Raw genomic sequence first — 7,842 nt, 5'->3', positions numbered from 1 at the left:
CGTCGCGCGGGGGCTGGCCGCCCTGGATGGAGGCGAAGTCGACGAAATGCCCGGAATCCTTGAAGACCTTCCAGGGATGTGCAGCCTCGGCCACGTTGTAGCCGGTCTTCTCTCCGGTATCGCCGATCTCGGAAACGCTGGTCAGTACCATGAGGATTTTCTTCATGAAGTGCTCCTTTCGTCCACCATCCACCCTACGCCCAGCCCATTCGGGCCCTCCCTCCCCGCTGTCTCTTGCCTGCCGGCAGGCCTGCCTGGCTCTTGACCATTGAGGCAACGCCCTAGAGCCTTGGGGCATGAGAACTCGATACCACTTGGGCCTCGCAGCCGCTGCAGGGTTGGCGCTGCTGTGCGGGTGCGCGATGCAGGGGGATCCGGCAAGTGGGACCCCGGCCAAGCCAACAACGATGGCCGCCTCAGGCTCGCCGTACAGTCTCTACACACACAGCGGCATCCATGAAGCGCTCGTGCAGGGCGCCTATTTCGTCGCAGACGAGGCGCTGGACGACGGCCACGGCAACCCGCCTGAAGGCTGGATGAACCCCTACCAGCCCGGCGCCATCACAGTGACCGGCCCAAAGGCCATCTTCCGCGATGACGCCGGCCACACGGTGACCTTCCATGCCCGCCCCGGCGCCACAGGTTTCCTCACCACCTGCTCCTAAAACGCAGGCACCGGCCCCCGAAGCCAAAACGGACTAGTCGTCGCAGTTCTGCAGGACCCAGTTCTGAGCGCGCCAGATGACGTTGTAGAGGTTGTAGGGTCCGTCGGGCGCTGCCAGCCGTTCACAGCTCCCCGTCGAGGTGCTCCATCTCCAGGCACGCGTCCTCGTAGGAAACGTCGCCGTTCCGGAAGGCCTGCTCGAGTTCCTTGGCCCTGCGCCGTGACTGGGCCGTGCTCAGGGTTCCCGTGAGGCCAGCCTCCAGATAGTCGAGCCTGGAGTGCGTGGGCTGCTGGTCGCGAGCGTGGTCCCTTGCGGGAACGTGCCGGCGGATTGTCGCGCGGAACCAGGCGCCAGGGTGCATTAGGCGATGCGCATAGGCTCTGGGGTCGACTAGGTACATGCTTCCATGGTTCAACTCCCTGCTGAGAAGACCATGAGTTTCCTCTGAGTGATCGGGGCAAACGACTTTCCGGGACCATCACCGCCAACCAGGAGGCCCCGTTTCCCTCGCGCTGGCAGGGAAGCGGGTCCCGGTCTCCCGCCTTCTACCCGCGAACGATCACCACGTCCAGGGTGCGCGGGCCGTGGACGCCTTCGACGCGTTCGAGTTCGATGTCGCTGGTGGCGCTGGGGCCGCTGATCCAGGTCTGCGGGCGGGTGCCGTCGAGCCTGCGGAGGGCCTCCGGCAGGATGGCGGTAATTTCCCCGGCCCGGACGATGCAGATGTGCCGGTCCGGAACGAGGCTGATGACCCGGCGCCCCTGGTCCGGTGCGGCATCGAGGATGATGGTGCCGGTTTCGGCGACGGCGACGGCGCTGCCGGTGACGACGGCGTCGATCCCGTCGAGTTCCTCGACGCTGAGCCGCTGCCCAGGGGCGTCAGTGACGCGGCGGCCGGAGCCGCCGTCGTGAGCGTCCGCCTCCGCAAACAGGGACTCCGCGAGGCCGTGCGGCACGGCGTAGCGGCCGGTGCCCTCGAGGAGGGCGGCGAGCCGTTGCGGCACCGCGGCGGCTTCCTCGATGAAGACGTTCGCCTTGTAGTCTAGGAGCCGGTCCGTCAGCAGTTCGATGAGCTCCTCCCCGCCCAGCCCGGAGGAGCGCCGGTAGTCGCGGGGCACCTCCGGTACCGCCGGGGCGTCCCGGAGGGCGGAGCGGATCCGGTCGAGTATGTCTGCGCGCGCGTTCACGGGTTCTCCTCTGTTCCGGCTGATCCTGGGCCGGGGGCGTCGGTGCCGGCAGCGTCGGTGCCGGCAGCCGGGGCTGCATCGGGTCTGGCGGCCCGGTGTTCCTTGTTCCACCATTGACGGAAAGACTGCCCCGGCGGTGCGGGGATGTCCCGGCTCTGGGTCCAGCCGGCGGCGATGCCGGGCAGTTTGGTGATCTTCCGGTCCGGCCCAGCGGCAAGCCGGCCCAGGGGCAACGCCTTCTCCACGAGGCCCAGGTTCTTTCCGGAGGACAGCGCCCAGGAGGCCGCCTTCATGCCGACGTCCATCTGRCTCGGCATCGCCCTTTTCCTGCGGTTCTTGCCGCGTTTGCTGTCCACGTCCTCGCCCCGCAGGTGCACCAGGATGTCCGGGATGTTGATCTTCACCGGGCAGGCGTCGTAGCAGGCTCCACACAGGGACGAAGCGTATGGCAGCGAGTTGTTCTCCTCCGCCGTGATCCCGGTCAGCAGCGGGGACAGGATCGCGCCGATCGGTCCAGGGTAGGTGGATCCGTAAGCGTGCCCGCCGGTGCGTTCGTAGACGGGGCAGACGTTCATGCAGGCGCTGCAGCGGATGCAGTGCAGCGCGGAGCGGCCCATCTCGTCGGCCAGGGCGGCGCTGCGCCCGTTGTCCAGCAGGACGAGGTGGACGTTCTGCGGGCCGTCGTCGGGCGTGACGCCGGTCCACAGCGAGGTGTAGGGGTTCATCCGCTCGCCGGTGGATGACCGCGGGAGCAGCTGCATGAACACTTCGAGGTCCTCCCAGCCCGGCAGCAGTTTTTCGACGCCCATGACGGTGATGAGCGTTTCCGGCAGCGTCAGGCACATGCGCCCGTTGCCTTCGGATTCGACGACGGCGAGGGTCCCGGAGTCTGCGAGGGCGAAGTTCGCGCCGGACACGGCCACCTTGGCGCTGAGGAACTTGCGGCGCAGGTGTGCCCGGGCGGCCGCGGCGAGGCGGGCCGGCTCGTTGGTGAGCTCCGGATCCACCCCCTCCATTTCGCGCAGGAAGATGTCCCGGACCTGGCTGCGGTTCTTGTGGATGGCCGGGACCAGGATGTGGCTGGGCTTGTCGTGGTCCAGTTGGACGATGAGCTCGGCGAGGTCGGTCTCGTAAGCCGCGATGCCCTGTTCTTCGAGGTATTCGTTGAGGCCGATTTCCTGCGTGGCCATGGACTTGACCTTGACCACCTCGGTGGCGCCCTGGTCCCGGATGAGGGCGGCGACAATGCTGTTGGCTTCGCCGGCGTCCCGGGCCCAGTGGATGGTCCCCCCACGGGCGGTGAAGTTCGCCTCGAACTCTTCGAGCAGTTCCGGTAGCCGGGTCATGACGGATTCCTTGATCGCCCGGCCCGCCTCGCGCAGCTCCTCCCAGTCGGGGAGTTCGGACACGACGGCCAGCCGCTTGTCCCGGATGGTCCGGGTGGCGTGGCCGAGGTTGGCCCGCAGCTGGGGGTTGCCGAGCTCGCGGCGGGCGGCTTTCGGGAAGGGCTCGTGTTCGTGCAGGTTGCCGATGCCGAAGACCGGCAGGGACGGCATCCCCAGGAATGTGCCGCTCATCGTGCGGTCCTTCCGGTGGTGAGGCGGACGTCGCCGGAGACGGCGGCGGGATTCTCGAGGGTGCTGGCCAGGATCTCGGCGAAGTGCATCGTGGTGACGCCGGTGCCCTGCCGGGACAGTCCGCCACCGATGTGCATCAAGCAGGACGCGTCGCCGCCGGCGCAAAGGTCGGCGCCCGTGCCGCAGATGTTGGCGGTCTTGTCCGCCAGCATCGCCGAGGACACGTCCGCGTTCTTCATCGAGAAGGTGCCGCCGAAGCCGCAGCACTGGTCGGCCTCGGGCAGTTCGGCCAGTTCGATGCCGCCAACCGAGCGCAGCAAGTCCAGTTGGCGGTCGCCGAGCCGGAGCAGGCGCATGCCGTGGCAGCTGGGGTGGTAGGTGATCCGGTGCGGGAAGTACGAGCCCAGCTGCGCCGCTGCGTCGGTGACGCCCAAGACATCCACCAGGAGCTGGGAGAGCTCGTAGGTTTTGGCTCCGACGGCGGCGGCCCGGGCTTCCAGCCCGGCGTCCCCGCAGCGGCGGGCGACCATGGGGTGCTGGTGCTTCACGGAGGCGACGCAGGAGCCGGACGGTGCGACGGCGACGTCGTACTCATCGTCTTCGAAGGCCTTCACATGGTTGGCGACGACGGGCAGCGCCTCCTTGAGGTAGCCGCTGTTGACGTGCATCTGCCCGCAGCAGGCCTGGCCGGCCGGAAAGATGACCTCGTGGCCGAGGCGTTCGAGGATGGACACCGTGGCGCGGGCCGTGGCTGGGTACATGGCGTCCACGATGCATGTGGCGAAAAGCGCGATCCTCACTGGGCACCTCCGCTGCGGACGACGCTCTGGTGTGCGGCCCGGGCTGAGGGCACGTACTCCGCCGGGTGCTGGGAGGCACGCACCACCGCGCGCAACTCCCCCAACCCGCCGCTGAGCACGCCTGCGGCGCGGGCCTGGACCAGGACGTTGCCCAGGGCCGTGGCTTCCACGGGTCCGGCGATCACGCGTTTGCCGGTGGCGTCGGCGGTGAGCTGGCACAAAAGCCGGTTCTGGGATCCGCCGCCCACAATGTGTACGACGCCGGCCTGGACGTCGGCGAGCCGTTCGGCGTCGGCGATGGTCCGGGCGTAGCCGGCGGCGAGGCTGTCCAGGATGCACCGCACGATGTGCGCGGGATGCTCCGGCAAGACAGCGCCGGTGTTCCGGACCGCGGCCCGGATCCGTTCGGGCATGTTGTCCGGGGCGATGAAACAGGGGTCGTCGGCGTTGATGACCGGGCCGCCGGGCGGAAGAGTCGCGGCCGCGTCGAGCAGTTCCTCGAGCCCCGGCCGGTAGCCTTCGGCGGCCCAGGTGCGCTGGCATTCGCTGAGCAGCCAGAGGCCGCCGACGTTGCGCAGGTAGCGGATGGTGCCGTCCACGCCGCGTTCGTTGGTGAAGTTCGCGGTCCGGCTGGCCTCGGTCAGGACCGGGTGGGACAGTTCGACGCCGACCAGTGACCACGTGCCGGAGGAGACGTACGCGAAATTCTCGTTAGCAGCTCCGGCGCCAGCGCCTCCGGCGTCCGCCGGGACGGCGGCGACGGCCGAGGCGGTGTCGTGCGAGCCGACGGCTACCACCGCGGTGGTTTCGGGAAGTCCCAGGCGTGCCGCGATGTCCTTGGCGAGGGTGCCGACGGTCTCGCCGGGCTGGATCAGCGGCGGGAACAGGTTCGTGGGGAGGTCCAGGGCGGTGAGGAACTCCGTGGCCCACTCCCCCGCGACGGCGTCGAAGAGCCCGGTGGTGGAGGCGTTGGTGGCCTCGGTGCGGCGCTGGCCGGTGAGCAGGAACCCGATGAGGTCCGGGATGAGCAGCGCCTGAAGCCCCTCCAGCGCCGGCTCCGTGGCGAGCTGGTAGATCGTGTTGAACGGCAGGAACTGCAGCCCGGTGGTGGCGTAGAGCCGGGCCGGATCGAGTCTTTTGTGGACCCGGGAGATGGCGGCACGGGACCGGTCGTCGCGGTAGCTGAACGGCGCCGCGACCAGGTCACCGGCGTCGTTGACCAGCCCGTAGTCCACGGCCCAGGTGTCGATCCCGATGCTGGCGATGCTCTCGCCGCGGGCCGCGGCCGCCGTGGCGGCGGCCGCGAGCCCGGCGAGGACCTCGGCGAACAGCGCGTCGAAGTCCCAGCGGAGGCCGCCGTCGAGCTCCTTGACCCCGTTGGGGAACCGGCGCACGGTCTCCAGCTCGGCCCTCGCCCCACCGGGACTGCCCGCGACCCGGCCCAGGATGACCCGGCCCGAGGACGCACCGATGTCGATCGCGGCAAAAGCACTGCCGGCAACGACATTCCCGGCGAACGGGTCGCCGCCGGGCGCGGTATCCGCTGGCGGCGCAGTGTTCAGCGCAGGAAGGCTCATCGCAGGAAGGCCGCGGCCACGCCGGCGTCCACGGGGATGTGGAGCCCCGTGGTGTGGGAGAGCTCGCTGCCTGTGAGCACGGCGGCGGCGTTGGCCACGTTTTCGGGCAGCACTTCGCGCTTGAGCAGGGTGCGCTGGGCGTAGTACTTGCCCAGTTCCTCTTCCTGCACGCCGTAGACGGCGGCGCGCTTGGCGCCCCAGCCGCCGGCGAAGATCCCGGAGCCGCGGACCACGCCGTCGGGGTTGATGCCGTTGACCCGGATCCCGTACTCGCCCAGTTCCGCGGCGAGGAGCCTGACCTGGTGGGCCTGGTCTGCCTTGGTGGCGGAGTAGGCGATGTTGTTCGGGCCGGCGAACACGGAGTTCTTGGAGGAGATGTAGATGATGTCCCCGCCCATCTCCTGGCCGATCATCACCTGTGCGGCCGCCTTGGCCACCAGGAACGAGCCCTTGGCCATGACGTTGTGCTGGAGGTCCCAGTCCTTTTCAGTGGTTTCCAGCAGCGGCTTGGAGATGGAGAGCCCGGCGTTGTTGACCACCAGGTCCAGTCCGCCGAAGGCCAGGACGGCTTCCTGGATGGCGGCGGCGATCTGGGCTTCGTCGGTGACGTCGGCCTGGACCCCGATCGCGACGTCGGCGCCGCCGAGTTCCGCGGCCACGGCCCGGGCGTTGTCCAGGTTCAGGTCCGCGATGACCACGCACGCGCCGTCGGCGGCGAAGCGGGTGGCGATCGCCTTGCCGATGCCCGACGCCGCCCCGGTCACCAGGGCGATCCGGCCGGCATGGGATTTCGGCTTGGGCATCCGGGCCAGTTTGGCCTCTTCCAGGGCCCAGTATTCGATCCGGAACTTCTCGGCTTCCTCGATCGGGGCATAGGTGGAGACGGCTTCGGCGCCGCGCATGACGTTGATGGCGTTGAGGTAGAACTCCCCCGCCACCCGGGCGGTCTGCTTGTTCGCGCCGAAGGAGAACATGCCCACGCCGGGCACCAGCACAATCGCCGGGTCCGCGCCGCGCAGGGCGGGGCTGTCCGGGGTTGCGTGCCGGTCGTAGTACCCCTGGTAGTCCTCGCGGTAGGCGGCGTGGAGTTCCTTCAGCCGGGCCACGGAGTCCTCGACCGGGGCGTCGGCGGGCAGGTCCAGGACCAGCGGCTTGACCTTGGTGCGCAGGAAGTGGTCCGGGCAGGACGTGCCCAGGGCCCCGAGCCGCGGGTGTTCGGCGCTTTCCAGGAACGCCAGGACGGCGGGGTCGTCGCTGAAGTGCCCCAGTTGCGGCTTGTCGGTGGAGGCGAGTCCGCGGATCACGGGGGCCAGGGCGGCGGCCTTCGCGCGGCGCTCGGTTTCCGGGAGGGCGGCGTAGCCGGCCAGCTTGGGACCGAACGGTTCGTTCTTGCCGTGGTCCTTGATGTACTGCTCGGCCTGTTCGATGATCCATAGCGAGTTGGCTTCGGCTTCCTCGCTGGTGGCGCCCCAGGCGGTGATGCCGTGGCCGCCCAGGATGGTGCCGACCGCGTGCGGGTTCGCGTCCTTGATCGCGGCGATGTCCAGGCCCAGCTGGAACCCGGGGCGCCGCCACGGCACCCACGCCACCTTCTCGCCGAAGATCTCCTTGGTCAGGGCCTCGCCGTCGGCGGCCGTGGCGATGGCGATGCCGGAGTCCGGGTGCAGGTGGTCCACGTGGGCAGCATCGACCAGGCCATGCATGGCGGTATCGATCGACGGCGCGGCACCGCCCTTGCCGTGCAGGCAGTAATCGAACGCGGCGACCATTTCGTCTTCACGCTCGACGCCGGGGTACACGTTCCTGAGCGCCTGCAGCCGGTCCAGCCGCAGCACGGCAAGGCCCTCGGCCTTCAGCGTGCCCAGGTCACCGCCGGAACCCTTGACCCACAGGAGCTCGACGTCGTCGCCGGTCACGGGGTCCTTTTCGGTGCCCTTGGCGGAGGTGTTGCCGCCGGCGAAGTTGGTGTTCCGCTTGTCGGCGCCGAGGCGGTTGGAACGGGAGATCAGTTCTTCAACAGTCTTATTGGTCATTAT

7 protein-coding genes and 1 pseudogene are annotated in these 7,842 nt (G+C 69.0%); 1 reads left to right on the top strand and 7 read right to left on the bottom strand.

All coding sequences use genetic code 11. The annotated features are described in order from the left end of the window. Nucleotides 1–166 (bottom strand): annotated as a pseudogene (locus AC1D1W_RS12945) (type 1 glutamine amidotransferase domain-containing protein); the annotation flags it as partial. A gap of 130 nt (nt 167–296) precedes the next feature. Between AC1D1W_RS12945 and AC1D1W_RS12940 the strand changes: the two are divergent. Beyond that, nucleotides 297–665, top strand: a complete 369-nt coding sequence (locus AC1D1W_RS12940; protein WP_476943892.1) for a hypothetical protein — start codon at nt 297–299, stop codon at nt 663–665. 121 nt (nt 666–786) lie between these two features. Here AC1D1W_RS12940 and AC1D1W_RS12935 read toward each other — a convergent pair whose 3' ends face one another. The 6 genes from AC1D1W_RS12935 to AC1D1W_RS12910 form a co-directional block, all read right to left on the bottom strand. Beyond that, on the bottom strand, nt 787–1,026 hold the full coding sequence (locus AC1D1W_RS12935; protein ID WP_476943891.1) for a hypothetical protein: 240 nt from the start codon (nt 1,024–1,026) through the stop codon (nt 787–789). A 184-nt stretch (nt 1,027–1,210) separates the two neighbouring features. After that, entirely contained in the window at nt 1,211–1,852 is a 642-nt protein-coding gene (locus tag AC1D1W_RS12930) for a LutC/YkgG family protein (protein ID WP_243182166.1), read from the bottom strand. After that, entirely contained in the window at nt 1,849–3,429 is a 1,581-nt protein-coding gene (locus AC1D1W_RS12925) for a LutB/LldF family L-lactate oxidation iron-sulfur protein (RefSeq protein WP_243182165.1), read from the bottom strand. Before AC1D1W_RS12925 ends, AC1D1W_RS12930 begins: the two co-directional genes overlap by 4 nt. Continuing rightward, on the bottom strand, nt 3,426–4,229 hold the full coding sequence (locus AC1D1W_RS12920) for a (Fe-S)-binding protein (protein ID WP_476943890.1): 804 nt from the start codon (nt 4,227–4,229) through the stop codon (nt 3,426–3,428). The genes AC1D1W_RS12925 and AC1D1W_RS12920 overlap by 4 nt, the downstream gene beginning before the upstream one ends. Next, the gene (locus AC1D1W_RS12915) at nt 4,226–5,806 is read right to left on the bottom strand and encodes a rhamnulokinase (protein WP_476943889.1); all 1,581 of its coding nucleotides are present in this window, start codon (nt 5,804–5,806) and stop codon (nt 4,226–4,228) included. Before AC1D1W_RS12915 ends, AC1D1W_RS12920 begins: the two co-directional genes overlap by 4 nt. Continuing rightward, the gene (locus AC1D1W_RS12910) at nt 5,803–7,839 is read right to left on the bottom strand and encodes a bifunctional aldolase/short-chain dehydrogenase (protein ID WP_476943888.1); all 2,037 of its coding nucleotides are present in this window, start codon (nt 7,837–7,839) and stop codon (nt 5,803–5,805) included. Before AC1D1W_RS12910 ends, AC1D1W_RS12915 begins: the two co-directional genes overlap by 4 nt. Nucleotides 7,840–7,842 lie beyond the last annotated feature (3 nt).

The organism is Arthrobacter sp. P1_B4, assembly GCF_056406555.1.
The sequence above is the reverse complement of the archived record's forward strand: the minus strand, read 5'-3'. Positions and strand labels throughout refer to the sequence as shown.